This window comes from Pedobacter arcticus A12 (assembly GCF_000302595.1).
GTDB lineage: Bacteria > Bacteroidota > Bacteroidia > Sphingobacteriales > Sphingobacteriaceae > Pseudopedobacter > Pseudopedobacter arcticus.
Genome location: NZ_JH947127.1, coordinates 588,182 through 607,230 on the forward strand (window position 1 = coordinate 588,182; position 19,049 = coordinate 607,230).

A 19,049-nucleotide genomic window follows, 5' to 3' on the forward strand; every position below is an offset into this window, starting at 1 on the left:
ATCTAAAAATAGCTCAAAATACCAATGTGGATTTTTCCCTTCTGCAAATCTAATGGAATATTCTTCTGTTTACCAATTGCATAACTCAAAGATGTAATGCCAATTTTAGTTTGAAAGGTAATTCCTGCACCAATCCCCAACGGATAATCCGTTGATTTTTGATTGATAAAGTTTTGATAGGTATAAGCTTGGTCATAAAAAACATTTAAGTACGAGTTTTTCTCTACAAAATACCTAAACTCGGTAGTTTGTATACTAAAGCTATTTACATTGATAGATTGTTCATCAAAACCTCGCAAGGTTTTAAAACCTCCTATTCTGAAAGCTTCATTCTCGAAAATGTTTTTACCGGTTAATATTGCCGATTTGTTGTGCGCAAAAAGCACCGCCTTGGTGCCCAACTTAAAGTAATATTTCAAATCTGCCTGTACTTTAAATTGCTGACTTTTTGTTTTCTCAAAAAAATCTTGCGGATTAAAGTTTTGTGATGGGGTAACTTTTCTTTGCCCGGCGGAGAGCTGTAAATTTAGGTCGGCGCCTTTTAAAGGCGTAATCTTATTATCTAGATTTATATAGGCCAGCGCTATGCCGTAAAAAACAGAATTGATATTCGCATTGTTTGGTATGTTGGCTGTTGGGTTATCAGCAACCTGATTACCGTTGAAATTCTCCAGAAAAAAACTAATCTTTTTGCTGAGGCTGAAATTATAATCAAAAGCTAATTTGGTATTTAGATTCAAAAAACTGGTATCTCGTTTAAAAAGCTGAAAACCTGCGCTAAGGCCTAGCTGGCTTTTAAAAAGATAAGGATAAACAAATGCCAAATTCAATTCTTGAGATTGCGAAGGCAAGCCACGGTAATTAAAATCTAAGGTTTCACCGTTTTTTAAGGCATTTTTTAAGTTCAGTTTAAAATCGCCGGTCAACTGTAATTTACCTGTTTGGGCGTTGGGCAAAAAACCGATAACACCATCAAACTGGTTTGCATTCTGTTTATCAACAAATAAATTTATTTTGGCGCTGTTTCCACTAAAAACCACTTCTGGAGGCTTAGGCAAAGTAATAAAAGATAAATCACGTAGTCTCTTATCTATACTTTGAATTCTTTCTTCGTTATAATCTCCGTTTTTTAACGCCAAATAAGAAGATAAGTAGGCTTGGCTCAACTTTGCAGAACCTACCAGCCGTAGTGTATCTAACGTTATCTTTTTACCTTCATTTATAAAAATTTTTGCTTGTAAGCCTTCGTTGGTTTTAGCCAAACTATCTAACCAAACCTGTGCAAAAGGATGACCGTTGTTTTGATAATAATTAAGAATGATGGTATATGTTTTTTCAAGGGCATTTAAAGCAATCGGAGTGTTTTTCTGAAACTGTGGCTTTAACCCTAAATCGATGATTAACGCTGGTGCAACGTTTCCATTTTGCAAATTGATTCCTTTATAACGTGTACCTAAATCTAGCGTAGCAAAAAGTGTATCATTGGCAAAGCGCTCACTTGCTAAATCCACATCAAAGTAACCCGCAAACTGTTGTTCCCTAATTTGTTGCTGCAATCCGCGGTAAGCGCTTAAGGAATCTGTGAATTGTTGACTTTTATGTGCCTTCGACTTGGACAAACCTTCAGTTTCTAAGATAACAGGCTTGGTTTGGCTTAAGCCGATTTGGGCTGAGAACAGAAACAAGAAAACAAAACCAAGTTGGCGCATTGAGCTAATAAACGGTATAATTACAAAATTAGCTTTATAAGTTAAAATAACAGACAATACATTTCAATTTCCGAGGCAAAAAAAAGCTTATCGGCTTTCCCTATTGCTACAAAAAAACAAGTGATGGTTTGGCGTTAAAAACAACAAATACTAGAATCCTGGATCTCAAATCAGCAAAATTCAAATAGCTTTAACTCGAAATTTCAGCGTAGCTATGGTTTAAAATTGTGGGAACACCACTGTTCTAAATAAATTATTTATCTCATATCCGTGTTAATAAATGATGATTCTATACTTATTTTATTGTTTAGGCATCCCATTTGTATAGTTTTTAATGAAAAAAATTATTCCCATTAAAATCACTATAAAATGAAAAGGATATCAGACCAAATGGAGGAAATGTTGAACAAACAAATGACTCGCGAGGCTTATCAAGCACAAGTTTACCTCTCTTACGGTGCTTGGGCAGAATCTCATAGTTTCCAAGGCATAGCCACGTTTTTATATGGACACATGCAGGAAGAAAGAGAACACATGTTCAAAATATTGAAATACATTTTAGACCGTGGCGGGGAAGTTAAAGTAGAAGCCATAAAAGCGGCACCAGTGCACCCGAAAGACATCGGCGAATGCCTAAATAATATTTTAGATCACGAAATACAAAACTCAAAGGAAATTGATAAAATTGTAAAACTAGCTCATGAAGAAAGTGATTGGGCAACATTTAATTTCGGGCAGTGGTTTGTAAAAGAACAGATTGAAGAAGAAACGCTAATTAACGGTGTAATTGATAAATATAACTTAGCATCTAACCAAATAAAAGACAACCACAATCTTTATGATTTAGACAAAGATTTAGCAACAGCGCCACAAGAGGCTACTACCCCCAGAGAAGAAACCATATAATTTACAATTTTATAAAATTTAAGATGTCAGAATTTTCGGAACTATTTAATTTGAGCGGAAAAAACGCGATTGTTACCGGTGGTGCAAATGGTATAGGGAAAGCTACTGCAATTATGCTAGCAAAAGCTGGAGCAAATATTGTAATTGCAGATTTTAAATTGGAAGATGCTGAAAAAACTGCATCTGAAATAAGTGCATTAGGCGTAAAGGCCATTGCCGTTTCCTGTAACGTTTTAAAAGACGAAGATTTGGTTAATTTAGTAGAAACCACTTTAAAAGAATTGGGTGGGATTGAAATTTTAATTAACAACGCCGGAGGTGGTGGTGGTGGCAGAGAAAACCCTTTCAAAATTTCTGTGGAAGATTTTAAACGCGACTTCGATTTAAATGTATTTAGCGCTTGGCGTTTGTGTCAATTATGCGTTCCGCACATGAAAAAATCTGGGTACGGCTCTATTGTAATTACCACCTCTATGGCAAGCATTAACAAAAGCAAGAACATGAGTGGCTATGCTGCCTCCAAAGCTTCGGTAAACCATATGGCAGCAAACTTAGCACATGATTTTGGTCCGGAAGTTAGAATTAATGCTGTTGGACCTGGCGCTACAAGAACAGCTGCATTAGAAACTGTATTAACGCCGGAGATTGAAGCAAAAATGTTATCCCATACCCCTATAAAACGTTTAGGTACAGCAGAGGATATCGCAGGCGCAATTTTATATTTTGCTTCGCCCGTTTCTGAGTGGGTAAGTGGGCAAACGCTATTTGTAAATGGCGGAGGTGAACAGACTTTAGATTAAGTCTACACCTATTTTATATATCCAGACTATCCGTTTTGGGTGGTCTTTTTTTTTGAAATATTTTGGCAATTGTATGGTACGTTCTACAAAAAAACCGCTACTAGGAAACTTTTGTAAAATATAAGTGTTAGTGTAATATACTTTAATGTGACATTGTTTTTTAATAGTTAACGTAATTTTGCAAACTTCTTAGCATTTCTTATTAAGATTGAAAGTCATCGCAAAAGAAATATTGAAGCATTTTATTTAGAAATAATTTATGAAATCAATCCTCAAACTTAGTTTGCCAGCAATCGCTGTATTGTTGATAATGGCATGTAACAACAAACCTAGCGGGCAAAGTAATGCTGCACAGCAAGCACTTTCTTTACCTGTTATTGAAGTTCCAACTAAAACCGTAACAGCTTATACCACTTACCCAACAAACATTGAAGGGATGATCAATAGTGAAGTAAGAGCTAAAGTTGGTGGCTACATTACAGATGTTTTGGTTGACGAGGGACAGCAGGTAAGTAAGGGGCAGGTACTTTTCAGGATAGAAACACAATCGTTAACACAAGATGCCGACGCCGCAAAAGCAAATGTAAATGCCGCACAGGTAGAAGTTGATAAGTTAAAACCTTTGGTTGCAAAAAACATCATCAGCTCATTACAGTTGGCTACCGCAAACGCAAAACTACAACAAGCAAAAAGTAGCTATAATAGCATTGCAGCAAATATCGGTTATGGCACTATTAAAAGTCCTGTAAACGGATTCGTTGGCTCTATAAAACTTAGAAAAGGCTCTTTAGTAAGTCCATCAGATCAAATACCTTTAACTACCGTTTCGGAGATCAGCAACGTTTACGCCTATTTTTCCATGAACGAAAAGGAATATTTAGATTTTTTGCAGCAGACCGCAGGCGAATCCAAAACACAAAAGATTAAAAACTTCCCAAAAGTTACACTTGTTTTAGCAAACGGAGCAGAATATCCTGAAAAAGGCACCATTGAAACCATCAACGCTCAAATTAACCCGAATACGGGAACAGTTTCTTTTAGAGCTTTATTTAGTAATAAAAACGGCATGCTGAATAACGGGAACAGTGGAACTATAAAAGTACCAACGGTTTATAAAGATGCAGTTGTTATTCCGCAAGAATCAACTTTTGAGCAACAAGAAAAAACATTTGTTTACAAGCTTTCTAAAGATACTACAGCCCTTGCACAGTCTATCGAAATCAAAGCCAATACGGGTAACGTTTATGTTGTGGGTTCGGGGATTAAAAACGGAGAAAAAATTGTAGCCAAAGGAGTTAACAAAGTTCGCGAAGGGTTAAAGATCAAACCGCAGCTCATTAATTTTGATAGCATTGCGCAACCCATCATCACCGAGTTTAAATAATAATCCCTAAAAAAGGACACAATGCTTAAAACATTTATTACACGGCCGGTACTATCGGCTGTTATTTCCATAATTATATTAATATTAGGTATACTGGGTTTAAGCTCGCTTTCGGTAACCCAGTATCCCGACATAGCACCACCAACTATCCAGGTTTCTGCAACTTACCCAGGCGCTTCGGCGGCTACAATTTTAGAAAGTGTAATAGTACCTATTGAGGAGCAGATTAACGGTGTGGAGGGTATGACTTACATTACCTCTAGCGCAACCAATAACGGTACGGCGTCTATCACTGTGTTTTTTGACCAAAATGTTGATCCAGATATTGCTGCTGTAAACGTACAAAACCGCGTTGCAAGAGCTACCCCGCTCCTGCCCCAAGCAGTAAAACAAACCGGTGTAGTTACCCAAAAACAACAAACAAGTGCTTTAATGTTCTTGAGTTTTTATAGCGAGTCAAAAGAATATAACGACGTTTTCTTACAGAATTATTTAAAGATTAACGTTGTTCCTGCTTTCCAACGAGTAAATGGAGTAGGTGATGTTAACGTATTTGGAAGTAAAGATTACGCAATGCGTGTTTGGCTACAGCCAGATAAAATGGCTTCGTACGGCATTGCTCCATCAGACGTATCGGCCGCCCTTAATGAGCAAAGCCAGGAAGCTGCTGCTGGAACCATCGGCGAAAATAATGGTGAAGCTTTTTCTTATGTAATCACCTACGACGGGCGCTACCGTACCCAACAGCAATATGAAAATGTTATTTTAAAAGCACTTGGCAACGGAGCGTTTTTAAGGTTGAAAGATGTTGCCAAGATTGAGTTAGATGCGCAATCTTACTCCAGTAGCGCCAAAACAGACGGCAATCCAAGTATTGCAATGGCGGTTTACCAAACCAAAGGATCAGATGCACAACAAATCATCAATGATATTAAAACCGAGCTTGAATCAGTAAAAAAAGGCCTTCCACCAGGAATTAAGGTTACTATTCCTTATGACACCAACGAGTTTTTAGATGCATCTGTAAAAAAGGTGGTTACTACGCTTATTGAAGCTTTTATTTTAGTTTTTATCGTGGTATTTATTTTCCTTCAAGATTTTAGGTCAACGTTGATTCCTGCTATCGCAGTTCCTGTATCTATTATAGGTACGTTTTTCTTCCTCAACTTATTTGGGTACTCCATCAACCTATTAACGCTTTTCGCATTGGTTTTGGCCATCGGTATTGTGGTGGATGATGCTATTGTGGTGGTTGAGGCCGTCCATGCGAAAATAGATGAAGGAGCAAAAGATGTGCAAAAAGCTACAATAGAAGCGATGAGCGAAATATCAGGCGCAATTGTATCTATTACTTTAGTAATGGCAGCAGTATTTGTTCCGGTTACTTTTATTACAGGACCAACTGGGGTTTTTTATGAACAGTTCGGCGTTACCTTGATCGTAGCCATTTTAATATCTGCGGTTAATGCGCTTACCCTGAGCCCTGCTTTGTGTGCAATTTTCCTAAAACCTCATAACAAAGACCATGAGCATGAAAAGAAAAGCTTTGCACAACGTTTTTTTGATGCATTCAACCGGGGGTTTGACGCTACAACTCAGCGTTATGGTAGGTCTTTAGGCTTTTTACATAAACACAAATGGATTACCGGTTTTATTATTTTGGCGGCTGTCGCCGGAATTTTATATGCGGATAGTACTACTAAAAGTGGTTTTGTACCAGATGAGGATAGAGGTTTGCTTTTCGTGAATACTGAACTCCCTCCAGGATCTTCCATTGACCGTACTGCAGAAGTGAACCGACAGCTTTACGAAAAACTTAAAGATGTTCCCGGTATTGCTGGAGTTACTACTATTAACGGAATAAGCTTAATTAGTGGCGCAGGAAGTAATTTCGGCCTAGGGTTTATTAAACTAAAAAATTGGAGTGAAAGAAAATCAGACGATCAATCTGTTAAAGCCATCACTGGAAAACTTTTTGGGATAGCGTCCACCATTCCAGAAGCAAATATCATTTTCTTTGCACCACCTAGTATTCCCGGATTCGGTAATTCTGCTGGCGTAGAACTGAACTTATTAGATAAATCGGGAGGTAATTTTAAGGATTTGGATCAGGTAAATCAGGAATTTATCAAAAATCTGAGCCAAAGACCAGAATTCCAATATGCTCAGTCATCGTTTAGCACCAAATATCCACAATACAAACTGGATATCAATATGGAGTTGGCGAAAGAGAATGGAGTTACGATTACAAGCATTTTTAACACTTTACAAGGATATATCGGTGGCGTATATGCAGCAGATTTCTCTCGCTTTGGTAAACAATATCGAGTTTACATGCAGGCGCTACCAGAAGATCGTTCTGTTGAACAGGATTTAGGAAGCATGTACGTGAAAACAAAAAGTGGTGAAATGGCGCCCATTACTCAGTTCATCAGTCTTGAACGGGTTTTTGGACCACAATCTGTTACACGCTTTAACTTATTTAATTCAACAAAGATTTCTGGTGCGGTCACACCTGGTTACAGTACCGGAGACGCCATTGTTGCTGTTAATGAAGTCAGTAAAACCTTACCTAACAATTTCAGCGTTGCCTACTCGGGTTTAACCAGAGAAGAGCAAAACGCGGGCGGACAAACCACTACTATTTTAATATTGGTAATTGTTTTTGTGTATTTTATTTTAAGTGCACAATATGAAAGCTTTTTACTGCCATTTTCAGTACTGTTCTCTTTACCATTAGGAATTTTTGGTGCATATATCACTACAAAATTAATGGGCTTAGAAAATAATATCTATTTCCAAATAGCACTGATTATGCTGATTGGCTTACTAGCCAAGAACGCCATTTTGATTGTGGAGTTTGCCATTCAAAGGCGTAAACACGGAGAATCTATTTATGACGCAGCTTTGGATGGAGCAAAAGCGAGATTACGTCCAATTTTGATGACTTCATTTGCATTTATCTTTGGTTTAATGCCTTTGGTATTCGCCAGTGGCGTAGGTGCCGAAGGTAACAGAGCTATTGGAACTGGCGCAGTGGGCGGTTTACTAATCGGTACTTTATTGGGAGTTTTTGTTATTCCAATATTGTTTATGTTATTCCAATGGTTGCAAGAAAAAGTTAAAAAACCAGTTTTCGATAATGCATCTCCACAACCAACAAACGAAAACCTTTAAGATGAAAAAATTGAGCTTTATAAAAATAGTATTTCTTGCTTTCGGCATATTAACTTTGCAATCTTGTTTTGTGGCAAAAGATTATAAACGTCCGGATGTTAACGTTGCGGATAATTACAGAACAGACAAAATATCTAACGATACGTCAAGCATCGCCAATGTTTCTTGGCGTACACTTTTCACCGATCCCGTATTAGAAAAATACATTGATCAAGGTCTTCAAAACAATATCGATATACGAATTGCGATACAGCAGATTTTGGCTGCAGAAGCCTATATGAAGCAAGGCAAGGCGGGATATTTACCAAGTTTATCTGCAAATGCACAATATAGCTATCAAAAACCTGCAAAAAACAGTCAACTGGGTTCGGTTTATAATGGTTCAATCAATCAATTTGAACTGAGCGGAGGATTATCTTGGGAGGCTGATATTTGGGGCAAAATAAGAAGTAATGATTTGGCAACCCAAGCTTCTTATCTGCAAACTGTAGCTGCGCATAAAGCTGTAAAAACAAGGTTAATTGCTAATATCGCGTCTACTTATTTTAATCTGTTAGCTTTAGATGAGCAAATGGAGGTTACTAAAAACACCATTAGCACTCGTGAAAACGGTTTAGAAACTACAAAAGCTTTAAAAGAGGCTGGTGAAGTTACAGAAGTTGGCGTACAACAAACAGATGCACAACTTTACACCGCAAAAGCAATTCTTTTAGACCTTAAAAAGCAAAGTCGGATTTTAGAAAACTCTTTCGCAATTTTATTGGGCGAAAATCCAAAAACATTTGTTCGAAGCGCTTTAAAAAATCAGGTAATAGATGTTGTATTAACCACTGGAGTACCCTCTCAATTATTGAGTAATCGCCCTGATGTGATTGCGGCAGAATATAATTTGAGAAATGCGTTTCAATTAACTAACGTAGCTAAAAGCAATTTTTATCCTTCACTGGTTATTTCTGCAAACGGAGGTTTACAAAATTTACAGCTCGACCAGCTTTTTAACGCAAATTCTCTTTTTGCGAGTGCAGTAGCAGGTTTAACGCAACCCATATTCAACAAAAGAAAAATCAGAACGCAATATGAGGTATCTCTAATTTCGCAGGAGCAGGCAAGGCTTAACTTTACACAAACATTGTTAGTAGCGAGTAAAGAAGTTTCTGATGCGATGTATGCCTATGAAATTGCAAGCGAGAAGATTGAGATTAAGCAGAAAGAATACAACGCTTATAATTTAGCTACGCAATATTCGGAAGAACTACTTAACAATGGCTTAGCAAATTATTTAGAAGTTTTAACAGCTAGAGAAAATGCCCTAAGCTCAAGTTTAGATATCGTAAATGCAAAAAACAGTAAGTTACAAGCTGTAGTAGATTTGTACGAAGCTTTAGGCGGCGGCTGGAAATAATCGATTTTATTGAGTCCACTAATTTCGTAAATTCAAAAATGGATTGGATCGCCGTATTACAGCTGATTTATTTTGTTTTCATGCTTTTTGTACTGCTTCGGGTTTTATACGATACCCGTAGCGGTTCTAAAACGTTGGCTTACGTTTTATTTATCGTATTTTTTCCAATCGTTGGCATCCTATTCTATTTTTCTTTCGGTGTAAACTACCGAAAGCGAAAAATGTACAGTAAAAAAATTATTGCCGACGAAAATATACGCCATCAAATTCAACAAGGCGTCGGTAACTATACCAATAGCGTACTAAACTCTAATTTTTTTGATAATAAATACCGCAATCTGGCGCAATTTATTGGTAACAGCAACGATAGTCCCTTAACTGCCAACAATACCGTTAAACTTTTGATCAATGGGGAACAAAAATTCCCAATAGTTTTACAAGCACTAGCGCAGGCAAAATATCATATTCATTTAGAGTATTATATCTACGAAAATGATATTACAGGTAATTCAATTATTGAACTATTAATCGAAAAGGCTAAACAAGGCTTAGAGGTTCGTTTTTTATATGATGATTTTGGAAGTCACCGTATCGATAAAGCGTTACTAAAAATAATGGCCGATGCGGGTGTAAAAACTGCACCTTTCTATAAAATTAGATGGTATTCTTTTGCTAGCCAACTGAATTATAGAAATCACCGTAAAATTATTGTAATTGATGGTGATACTTCATTTGTTGGAGGCATAAATATTAGCGACAAATACCGGAACGACTTAGAACCCAAAAATAAACTATTTTGGAGAGACAGTCACTTAATGCTGAAAGGTAACGCTTCGTTTTATTTGCAATACCTGTTTATGTGCGATTGGAATTTTTGCAGTAAAGAAAAACTTAATTTCGGAGCTGACTATTTTCCACAAAACCCAACTGATCAAATTATTGAGGGAGAAATCGTTCAAATTGCATCTTCCGGCCCCGACTCTAAATTACCTGTGATATTTTATTCGCTGATGGAAGCAATCGGTACAGCTAAAAACAGCATCTGCATCACCAGTCCGTATTTTATTCCTGGCGAAAGCTTAATGGATGCTTTAATTATTGCTGCTACAAGTGGTGTTTCGGTTAAAATATTAGTACCAGGTATTTCTGATTCTAAAATGGCAAATGCGGCTGCTCACTCCTATTATACCGAATTACTGCAACAAGGCGTAAGAATTTTCAAATACCAAAAAGGCTTTATACATGCCAAAACCATGACTGTTGATGATGGACTGGCTATCGTAGGTTCTGCAAATATGGATTACCGCAGTTTTGATTTAAATTTCGAGGTCAATGCTGTGCTTTACAGAGAGAAAATAAACGGGCAAATGCGAGAAGCTTTTGATAATGATTTATTGGAAGCTGTAGAAATTAAAGCCGATGAATGGCTGAAAAGACCAAAATACGTACAACTTTGGGAGAAGTTTGTGAGGTTGTTATCTCCATTTTTGTAATGATTTTCATTTACTTATCATTAGATAGCACACATGACCATTACGATCGCCTGAAGATTGACTAACCATAAATCTTATTTAGATAATCCCTTCCAATTTCCGTAAATTCGCAACATGGCAGGTATTTACATTCACATTCCTTTTTGCAAACAAGCTTGTCATTACTGCGATTTCCATTTTAGCACTTCTTTAAAATATAAAGAGGAGATGCTGGAAAGTATCCATAAGGAAATCAAACTCCAAAAGCCCTATCTCGAGAATCATAAAATAGAAACTATTTACTTTGGTGGAGGCACTCCTTCCCTATTGTCTGCAGATGAAATATCTAATTTGGTTGAAAGCATTCAATCTAATTATGAAGTAGTTGCCAATCCAGAAATCACTTTAGAAGCAAACCCAGATGATTTAGGCGTAGAAAAACTGAAAGATGTAAGAAATACCGCAGTAAACAGATTAAGCATTGGTGTACAATCTTTTTTTGATGAGGATTTACGATGGATGAACAGGGCACATGTGGCAAAAGAAGCTGAATCTGCGATTAAAAGAGCACAAGATTTTGGATTAGAAAACATTACGATTGATTTAATTTACGGTTACCCCCTACTAACGGATGAAAAATGGAAAACCAATATCCAAAATGCCATAAACTTTGGAATTCCGCATATCTCAAGTTACAGCATGACGGTTGAACCGAAAACTGCCTTGGCAAGCTTTATTAATAAAGGCAAGCAAAAGGCTATGGATGATGCTCAAAGTGCTCATCAGTTCCAATATTTAATGGACGAGCTTACTACTAACGGATTTGAGCACTACGAGATTTCAAATTTCGCCAAACCCGAGCAATATTCTAAACATAACACCAATTACTGGCGAGGAGTGCATTATTTAGGTATTGGTCCATCAGCACATTCTTTTAATGGAAAAAGCAGACAGTGGAACGTTGCTAATAATTCAAAATATTTAGGTGCTTTAGAGAAAAACGAGATTCCTTTTGAAGTGGAGACCTTGACTTTGGAGAACCGCTATAACGAATATTTAATGACCAGTTTGCGTACGCAATGGGGTGTAGATTTAGCTAAAATTGAAAACGATTACGGATCGGAACAAATGAGCAGTTTATTGGCTTTGGCCGAGGAATACTTAGATAAAAACTGGCTGAATTCAGTTGAAAACAAACTTGTTTTAACCCGAGAAGGAAAATTATATGCAGATTTAATCGCGTCTGAATTATTTATAACAGAACATGAATTTCAAAAATAAAATTGTATGGATTACCGGCGCTTCATCTGGTATCGGAGAGGCTTTGGTATATTTATTAAACAATGAGGGCGCTAAGCTGATTATTTCTTCCCGCAGGTCGGGAGCATTATACGAAGTAAAGCAAAAGTGCAAGAAAAACCCTTTGGACGTTCATGTTTTACCTTTGGATTTAGAGCAAACAGAAACCCTTGCTAGCAAAGCAGAGAATGCATGGAAAATCTATGGCACAATTGATATTTTAATCAACGCAGGCGGAATTAGCCAGCGGGGAACGGTTTTAGAAACCACACCCGAAGTGGAGCAGAAAATCATGAACATCAATTATTGGGGAACAGTAAATTTAACCAAATTGATTTTACCCAAAATGTTGGAGCGAGAAACAGGCAATCTGGTAGTTTTAAGCTCGGTAGTGGGTAAATTTGGCACTGCATTTCGTAGTACTTACTCCGCTTCTAAACATGCTTTGCAGGGCTATTTTGATAGTTTACGTTGCGAGGTTTATGATAAAGGAATTTCCGTAAATATCATTTGTCCTGGTTTTATTAAAACCAATGTCACAATAAACTCGGTAACCGCAACTGGAGAAAAGTACAACCAAATGGACGAGAACCAAGAAAACGGAATGAGCGTCATGGACTGTGCCCAAAAGATTTTAGAAGCTATTGATCAAAATAAAGAGGAAGTTTTAATTGGTGGCAAAGAAACCTATGGCGTGTTGATTAAACGGTTTTTTCCTAAGTATTTTTCTAAAATGATTAGGAAACGGAAGGTGGTTTAGGTGGTTTAGTTTGTTAGGTGGTTGGTTTTGTTAGATGGTTAGGTTGTTAGGCTTTGTAAAGTTTTTTTTTATTGGTTCATCAGGCTTGATTAATAGATTTATGAACCGAATTTGCAGAGGTGATTTCAACTTCGCAAATCAAATTTACTCAACATTACCGTTAGAAGATCGCTCCCTCTCCTTCGGAAAGGGCTGGGGTGAGGCTTTCTTAAAAAAATTCGCTTCAATAAAAATCTGTTTAATCATCGGGATTTCTGTCTTGATTTTATTTTCTAAACGTTTAATCACTTCTGCCACTTCTGTTCCGTGTAGATGCTTTTTAAATTGGATATCCAAAGCCAATAAAACTTCATCCGGACCTAACTGCATGGTTAAAGGCGGGCGAAGCGTCTCGACGTCGTCATCTGCATTAACGAGTTGCTTTATCAGTTCAACCTGAGTTTTATTAGCACTCTCCCCTATCAACAAATTCCGACTTTCTATCACCAGCTTCACAGCAACAAAAGCTAATAAAACACCAATCAGAATGGATGCAAAACCATCAATTCTTGCGTCATTAAAATAGTGACTAAGAAACACGCCTGCTCCAGCCAATACAAGTCCGGCTAAAGCTGCTCCATCTTCATATATAACCACAAAAAGTGATGGATCTTTACTTTCTCTCAGCTTTCGGAAGAAATCTCCTTTACCTTCCGTTTTTAAAAAACCCTTAATTGCGATTAAAAAAGATGCACCTTCAAATACTATTGCAATTGCTAAAACAACATAATTCCAAAACGGACTACTTAACGTTTCGGGGTTATTGATATGAAGAATCCCTTCATAAACAGACATTCCTCCGCCTAATCCAAAAATCAAAACCGCAACAATCAGCGACCAAAAGTAAAGCTCCTGTCCGTGTCCAAATGGATGGTTTTCATCGGCAGGCTTCTGACTTCTTTTGATGCCCACCAACAGTAAAATCTGATTCCCAGAATCAACAGTGCTATGGATACCTTCCGAAAGCATTGAGGAACTTCCGGTAAATGCTGCTGCGAAAAATTTGATGATAGCAATACCAATGTTTGCTGCTAAAGCCGCATAGATGGAAATTTTGGAGTTTGACGTCATAAACCTGTGTAAGCTTCCCGAAATTCAGACCAATTAAAAGTAGAATTCTAGCCCGAGCTTAGCGAGGCTATTTTAATAACTTTAAATTTAATTGGGATATGAAAAGGATCAAATTTACGGAGACACAGATTGTCAAGGCAATCAAAGAACATGAGAGTGGCAGAAATGCACATGATCTCTGTCGGGAACTTGGTATCAGCACCGCATCGTTTTACAAGTGGCGACAGCGTTACGGAGGAATGGAGGTGAAAGAGCTTTCCAGATTGAAGGCGCTGGAAGAAGAGAATGCAAGACTGAAAAATATGTACGCCAACCTCAGTCTGGTACACGAAGTGTTTAAGGAGGCGGTAGAAAAAAAGCTTTAACGCCTGCCGATAAAGAGATGTTGGTGGAAGAGATGGTAAAGAAAGTGAGCCATCGTCAGGCGTGTAAATGTGTTGGACTGAATAGAAGTAGCTGTTTCTACGAGTTAAAGAGAAAGGATGACGGAGAGAGATAATCCACGAGCTTATTCTGCTTACCCAGAAGCATGTTTCCATCGGATTTTGGCAATGTTACCATCGATTACGGCGAAGGGGATTTAAATGGAACCATAAGAAAGTTTACAGGATATATACAGCAATGAAACTCAATATTCGTCGTAGAGCTAAGAAAAGACTACCTGCAAGAGTGAAAAAACCCTTAACGGTACCCGATGGAATCAATCAGGTATGGTCTATAGATTTTATGAGCGACAGCCTTTGGGACGGAAGGAAGTTCAGGTTATTGAATGTTGTTGACGATTATAACCGTGAGATGCTTGCCATGGAGGCTGACACCTCTCTTCCAGCGTCAAGAGTAACCAGAACACTTGATATGCTCAGAGAGTGTAGAGGACTGCCTCTGAAAATAAGGATGGACAACGGACCCGAGTTTATCTCGCATAAACTGGATGAATGGGCAAAGGAACATGGCGTAGAACTGCTTTTTATTCAACCCGGAGAGCCTACACAGAATGCTTATATCGAAAGATGTAATGGGAGCATCCGCAGAGAATTGTTGAATGCTTACATTTTTAACTCACTAAGTGAGGTAAGAGAAAAAACAGAAGAATGGATGACAGACTATAATTATCACCGCCCACATCAGGCACTCAACTTTAGATCACCTGCGGATTTGTTGCAGGAATGTTGATTGGAAATTCTACTTTTGAGTGGTCTGAAAAACGGGGAAGCTTACAGGTTGATAGAATCTTTCAGGTAATATCCCAGAATTGGCCAAATCCAAAAGGTAGTTATTGCGATAATTTTTAATTTTATTATCAAATAGTAGATTCTTAGCTATTAGCTCTCATAGTAAAACTACGAGAGCTAATTTTAAAATTATAATTCAGGCAACGCATCCATCAATTGATCTGTGTTGATCTCTCCGAGACCTCGCAGATAATTAACCGTAACAATCATATTGGAGTGTTGTAACAATTGTTGGAGCACATGAATATCTTTGGTTTTACGATACACGTTTACCGCTGAGGTGTGCCTAAACGAATATATTGTGTGACCCTTCTCTAAAAGATCCAATTCCAACATTCGCTTTTTAGCTCTTGCCCATTGGGTGTTTATATAGCTTTCATTATAAGGGAAAGTTTTTTCACTTAAAAGATTAGTCTCAGGGTTTATTATTCCTTCTAAACGTCTTTTTAAAACTTCCTGTGCGAAACCTGGGACGATAGAGGTTCTTACCCTCCTACTTTTGTTTTCCGAAGCTGACAATATGATTTTAGTTATCTCATCGTTCACATGCTTCTTTTTTAAAAGCCTAATCTCTTGATGTGGTCTTAAAAAACATCCATAAGTTAAAATACAACAGAAATGCAAATTGGGATAATCTTTTTCTAAAAATGCTAAAACTGCTTTGAGTTGTTCCTTATCATAAACCTGATGAAGTTTAGGAATTCTTTTCATAGGTCGAGTTTCTTTCACAGGGTTTTCAACAAGCAATTTTTTACGTACAAGCTCCGAAAAAAACACATTCGTTGTTTTTCGTTTACTCATATAATAAGTGCCAGAACTTTTATATTGATTTAGAAAACTCTCAATATCTATTTCTCTGATTTTACTTATATCAGTATTAATCAAATTTTCACCAAGATAATCTAAGATTGAATTACAGACTTGATTTAAATCTCTTTTATAAACAATGCTAAGATTAGAATCTAATTTTTCCCTAAGAATTTCAGTAATAGCTTTCTTAAAAGTAGGATGCTTTTTTTCTCTCTCTAAAGTTAGTTCTTCGGGTAACCAACCGCGTTCAACAGCCTTTGTAAACTCGAATGCCAATTGATTAAAACACTTTAACCTTTCCTTGTAACTTTTATAAAGATTAGGATTAAGGTCAACATTGATTTTGCTTCCATTATATTCTCTATAGCGTTTTCTATCTATATAGAAAGTAACATATCCTCTTTTTGAAAGGTCTTCGGATAAAACGACCTTAGCTTGACTAAACATTGTTTTGGCGCATTTCTTGACTCGCCAAGTTTAGAAAACACCTGTAGAAATACTGCAAGTGCATTTTGAATCGTTTTTTATCACTTCTGAAAATCCTTGTGTCGCTGGTTCGATCCCAGCAGGCACCACACCCAAAACAGAAAGCTTCACAGAAATGTGAGGCTTTTTTTATGCGTTTAAATGGGGTTTAAGGTTGTTTTCAGCCACTTACTCCTACAACGTCCGAATCAAGCGTGAAAGTTGGGGAGGATTAATATTTGATTAATTTTGTAGAAAAGCAATATTTTGGATTCTACATTACTATCATTAATACTTCCTGAAAGGCTTAGCGAGGACTTTGAACTCAACAAAGTAGAAACTTAAAAGCAAATATTTTACAAAATAAAAAAGCCAAGAAGGGTTTGCGTTACTTTACAAATCGCTTAAATCCCATACACAATCCAAAAAACAGAATCAAAATCAACAATAAAAACAGCGTTTTCTGCAGGGTTATTGAAGAAATACTTTTTTCTTCTTTAACACTTTCCACGGTTTCGCTTTGTTCATGAGTTTGGCTAAGCTTCAGATTCTTTTGTTCGCCTTGTTTTTTAGCAACGATAGCTTTAGTATCATGGATTAGGTAAAGCTGATAGTTGCCCGCATTTCCAGACAGGCCGCTATCCACTTGCCATTTAAAAGGAGCGTCTGCTTTAATCAGCAATGCCTGTTCACTGTTGATCTCTTTAAGCTGATCGTCCCAATTGAGCCATTTTTCTCTAAAGTTCTCTTGTATCTTGATTTTTTGTTGGCTTAACGAATCTATTCTTAAACGCCGTTTCTCTTTGAAAGCAGCACAACTACTAACAACAGCAGGGCAAAAATCATCCATTTTTTCATGGCCTTACCTCCTTTCCCTTTAACCAGTCGGCAAAGGCATAAATGCTTTTAACAGATCTGCGTTTTCGGTAAACACCATCGCCCTCCCTGCCACCAGCAATATTGGTATTCCCTTCTATACTAATCAACCAATCGCCTTCCCGCTTTTCCACCAGCCCAACATGTGCAATGCGCTTTAGTTGTGGGAACCAGATTCCAAAAATGTTTCCAGGTTTTACAGTTTTGGTTTTTACTTTGGAATTGAACAGGGCTGGACTCCACCCCGTTTTGGGCTGATTATGACCGCCTTTTTGAAATACCCAGCTTACAAAAGCGGCACACCAGGGTTGGCCCTTTTTCAAACCTACGGTAGCTAGATAGCCCTCTACCCTTTCGCCATCATTTTGACCACTTTTTTCGCGGATGCCTATTTCCCCACGGGCGATATTGATTAATTGCTGGTATTGTCTTTCTTGTACATTTAGCAGATGGCAATCAGGCAGCCGATAGCTGCCAACAGCAGCAAAGCAAATGATGCCCAGTAAAATACGTATTGTTCCCATAATGTTAATGTTTTAAATTGTGAAACCAATCTATCAAAAGCTGGTAAACCCAGCCATTTGATCATCCTCTTGAAAAGATAGGTGCTCAGCAAAAGGAGCATCAGAAATACAATGATGGATAGTAAAATCAGCGACCATATCCCGACATCTGGCAGAGCAGCCGTAGGGTCTAAAGGATAAATTAAATAAGGTATTACAAACCATAAAAGCAATAAAACAAATAAGTATTGCTCAATAGGGTGTATGCGAAAATCAGGTAGCCAGTTTCTTAAACTGCGCCTGTTTAGGTAATTTACTGTCATCATTTTTTTGTTTTTTTAAGGGGTAATCGATATTCCCTGTTACCTTCCCAAGCTTCTGCTATGCATGCTAAAAAGGTATCCAATATTTTTTCTCTAAGTTTTACAATTTGCACTTCTGGTAGCTTAGCTGCCTTCAATAGGTTCATTTTTAGTGGAGAGCAACGCTTCTTAAGCATACGACTAAATGCTGTTGGCTTTGCAAAACCGATAAGCATAGAATTATAGCAGAAGTTAAACGGCACATGCTCTTCTTCCAGAAATAGGCTGATGTCTTTTCTGATCAACATCAGGAAACCGTTGTGTTCGCTGATCAATGGTCGAAGCTTTTTCTTGAATCGATGTACCACCATTCGATAAGTAATTAATCCCATCTTTATGGCTTTGCTGTTAGCTATTCTCTCCTTTAACAGCACTGCCTCCCCTTCACCCGTCATTGCGAAGCCCGAAGTGTGTGCCTTGTGTGAAGCGGGCTGTGGCAATCCCCGTGTTAATAGCTTTTTGCTGAATTGACCGATAGCTTTAAGCCTTTTGCTTTCTGCTTTTAGCCTAAAAAAGCCTTCTGCTTTCTGCTTAAAAAAAGCCAAAGCAGTGGCAATAGCATGTATATTTTGCTTCATTTTAAATCTATTTTTACCGTGTATAAAAAGAAAACAGCACCTTAAAAAGGCTTAAAAAGAGCAGGGAACTTAATTAACAGCTATTACTAATAAGCATAAAGAACGAAAGACTCCCTGCCCGATTTCTTTAATCTGGAGGGCAAATTTTTAAAGAAAACAATTGTTTTTGCCCATTGCACCAATGGTACATCCATGCTAAAATGG

General features: G+C 37.5%; 15 protein-coding genes and 1 pseudogene. 9 read left to right on the forward strand and 7 right to left on the reverse strand.

From position 1 onward, the window contains the following. Window positions 1–2: 2 nt before the first annotated feature. Window positions 3–1,619 carry a ShlB/FhaC/HecB family hemolysin secretion/activation protein gene (locus B176_RS0114205; RefSeq protein WP_193372309.1) on the reverse strand — a complete coding sequence of 539 codons (1,617 nt, stop codon included), beginning with the start codon at window positions 1,617–1,619 and terminating at the stop codon, window positions 3–5. Window positions 1,620–2,078: 459 nt separating this feature from the next. Here B176_RS0114205 and B176_RS0114210 point away from each other — a divergent pair, with 459 nt between their 5' ends. The 8 genes from B176_RS0114210 (at window position 2,079) to B176_RS0114245 (ending at window position 12,909) form a co-directional block, all read left to right on the forward strand. After that, on the forward strand, window positions 2,079–2,615 hold the full coding sequence (locus B176_RS0114210) for a ferritin (protein ID WP_017259495.1): 537 nt from the start codon (window positions 2,079–2,081) through the stop codon (window positions 2,613–2,615). 23 nt (window positions 2,616–2,638) lie between these two features. Further along, window positions 2,639–3,415 carry a glucose 1-dehydrogenase gene (locus tag B176_RS0114215; RefSeq protein ID WP_017259496.1) on the forward strand — a complete coding sequence of 259 codons (777 nt, stop codon included), beginning with the start codon at window positions 2,639–2,641 and terminating at the stop codon, window positions 3,413–3,415. 259 nt (window positions 3,416–3,674) lie between these two features. Next, window positions 3,675–4,799, forward strand: a complete 1,125-nt coding sequence (locus B176_RS0114220; RefSeq protein ID WP_017259497.1) for an efflux RND transporter periplasmic adaptor subunit — start codon at window positions 3,675–3,677, stop codon at window positions 4,797–4,799. Between the two features lie 21 nt (window positions 4,800–4,820). Then, the gene (locus B176_RS0114225; protein ID WP_017259498.1) at window positions 4,821–7,976 is read left to right on the forward strand and encodes an efflux RND transporter permease subunit; all 3,156 of its coding nucleotides are present in this window, start codon (window positions 4,821–4,823) and stop codon (window positions 7,974–7,976) included. Window position 7,977: 1 nt separating this feature from the next. Continuing rightward, complete coding sequence (locus B176_RS0114230; protein WP_026063357.1) at window positions 7,978–9,378, forward strand: efflux transporter outer membrane subunit; 1,401 nt, start codon at window positions 7,978–7,980, stop codon at window positions 9,376–9,378. Window positions 9,379–9,416: 38 nt separating this feature from the next. Beyond that, complete coding sequence (gene cls, locus B176_RS0114235) at window positions 9,417–10,871, forward strand: cardiolipin synthase (protein ID WP_017259500.1); 1,455 nt, start codon at window positions 9,417–9,419, stop codon at window positions 10,869–10,871. Between the two features lie 114 nt (window positions 10,872–10,985). Further along, a complete protein-coding gene (gene hemW, locus B176_RS0114240; protein WP_017259501.1) occupies window positions 10,986–12,131 on the forward strand; it encodes a radical SAM family heme chaperone HemW in 1,146 nt (381 codons plus the stop codon). Further along, window positions 12,115–12,909: an SDR family oxidoreductase gene (locus B176_RS0114245; protein WP_017259502.1), complete on the forward strand. Its 795-nt coding sequence runs from the start codon at window positions 12,115–12,117 to the stop codon at window positions 12,907–12,909. Before hemW ends, B176_RS0114245 begins: the two co-directional genes overlap by 17 nt. 144 nt (window positions 12,910–13,053) lie before the next feature. On the opposite strand, the gene B176_RS0114250 is transcribed toward B176_RS0114245, so the two are convergent. Continuing rightward, the gene (locus B176_RS0114250) at window positions 13,054–14,019 is read right to left on the reverse strand and encodes a cation diffusion facilitator family transporter (RefSeq protein WP_017259503.1); all 966 of its coding nucleotides are present in this window, start codon (window positions 14,017–14,019) and stop codon (window positions 13,054–13,056) included. A 98-nt stretch (window positions 14,020–14,117) separates the two neighbouring features. On the opposite strand from B176_RS0114250, the pseudogene B176_RS21595 reads away from it, so the two are divergent. Further along, window positions 14,118–15,192, forward strand: a pseudogene (locus tag B176_RS21595) (IS3 family transposase). A gap of 188 nt (window positions 15,193–15,380) precedes the next feature. On the opposite strand, the gene B176_RS0114270 reads toward B176_RS21595, so the two are convergent. From B176_RS0114270 to B176_RS0114285, 5 genes are all read right to left on the reverse strand, one after another. After that, complete coding sequence (locus B176_RS0114270) at window positions 15,381–16,508, reverse strand: tyrosine-type recombinase/integrase (protein ID WP_017259505.1); 1,128 nt, start codon at window positions 16,506–16,508, stop codon at window positions 15,381–15,383. 406 nt (window positions 16,509–16,914) lie between these two features. Beyond that, window positions 16,915–17,376: a hypothetical protein gene (locus B176_RS0114275; protein WP_017259506.1), complete on the reverse strand. Its 462-nt coding sequence runs from the start codon at window positions 17,374–17,376 to the stop codon at window positions 16,915–16,917. Between the two features lie 4 nt (window positions 17,377–17,380). Continuing rightward, window positions 17,381–17,926 carry a CHAP domain-containing protein gene (locus tag B176_RS0114280; protein ID WP_017259507.1) on the reverse strand — a complete coding sequence of 182 codons (546 nt, stop codon included), beginning with the start codon at window positions 17,924–17,926 and terminating at the stop codon, window positions 17,381–17,383. Next, on the reverse strand, window positions 17,845–18,231 hold the full coding sequence (locus B176_RS21130; RefSeq protein ID WP_161603028.1) for a hypothetical protein: 387 nt from the start codon (window positions 18,229–18,231) through the stop codon (window positions 17,845–17,847). The genes B176_RS0114280 and B176_RS21130 overlap by 82 nt, the downstream gene beginning before the upstream one ends. Next, window positions 18,228–18,845, reverse strand: coding sequence for a hypothetical protein (locus tag B176_RS0114285; protein ID WP_017259508.1), 618 nt, complete (start codon window positions 18,843–18,845; stop codon window positions 18,228–18,230). The genes B176_RS21130 and B176_RS0114285 overlap by 4 nt, the downstream gene beginning before the upstream one ends. Window positions 18,846–19,049 lie beyond the last annotated feature (204 nt).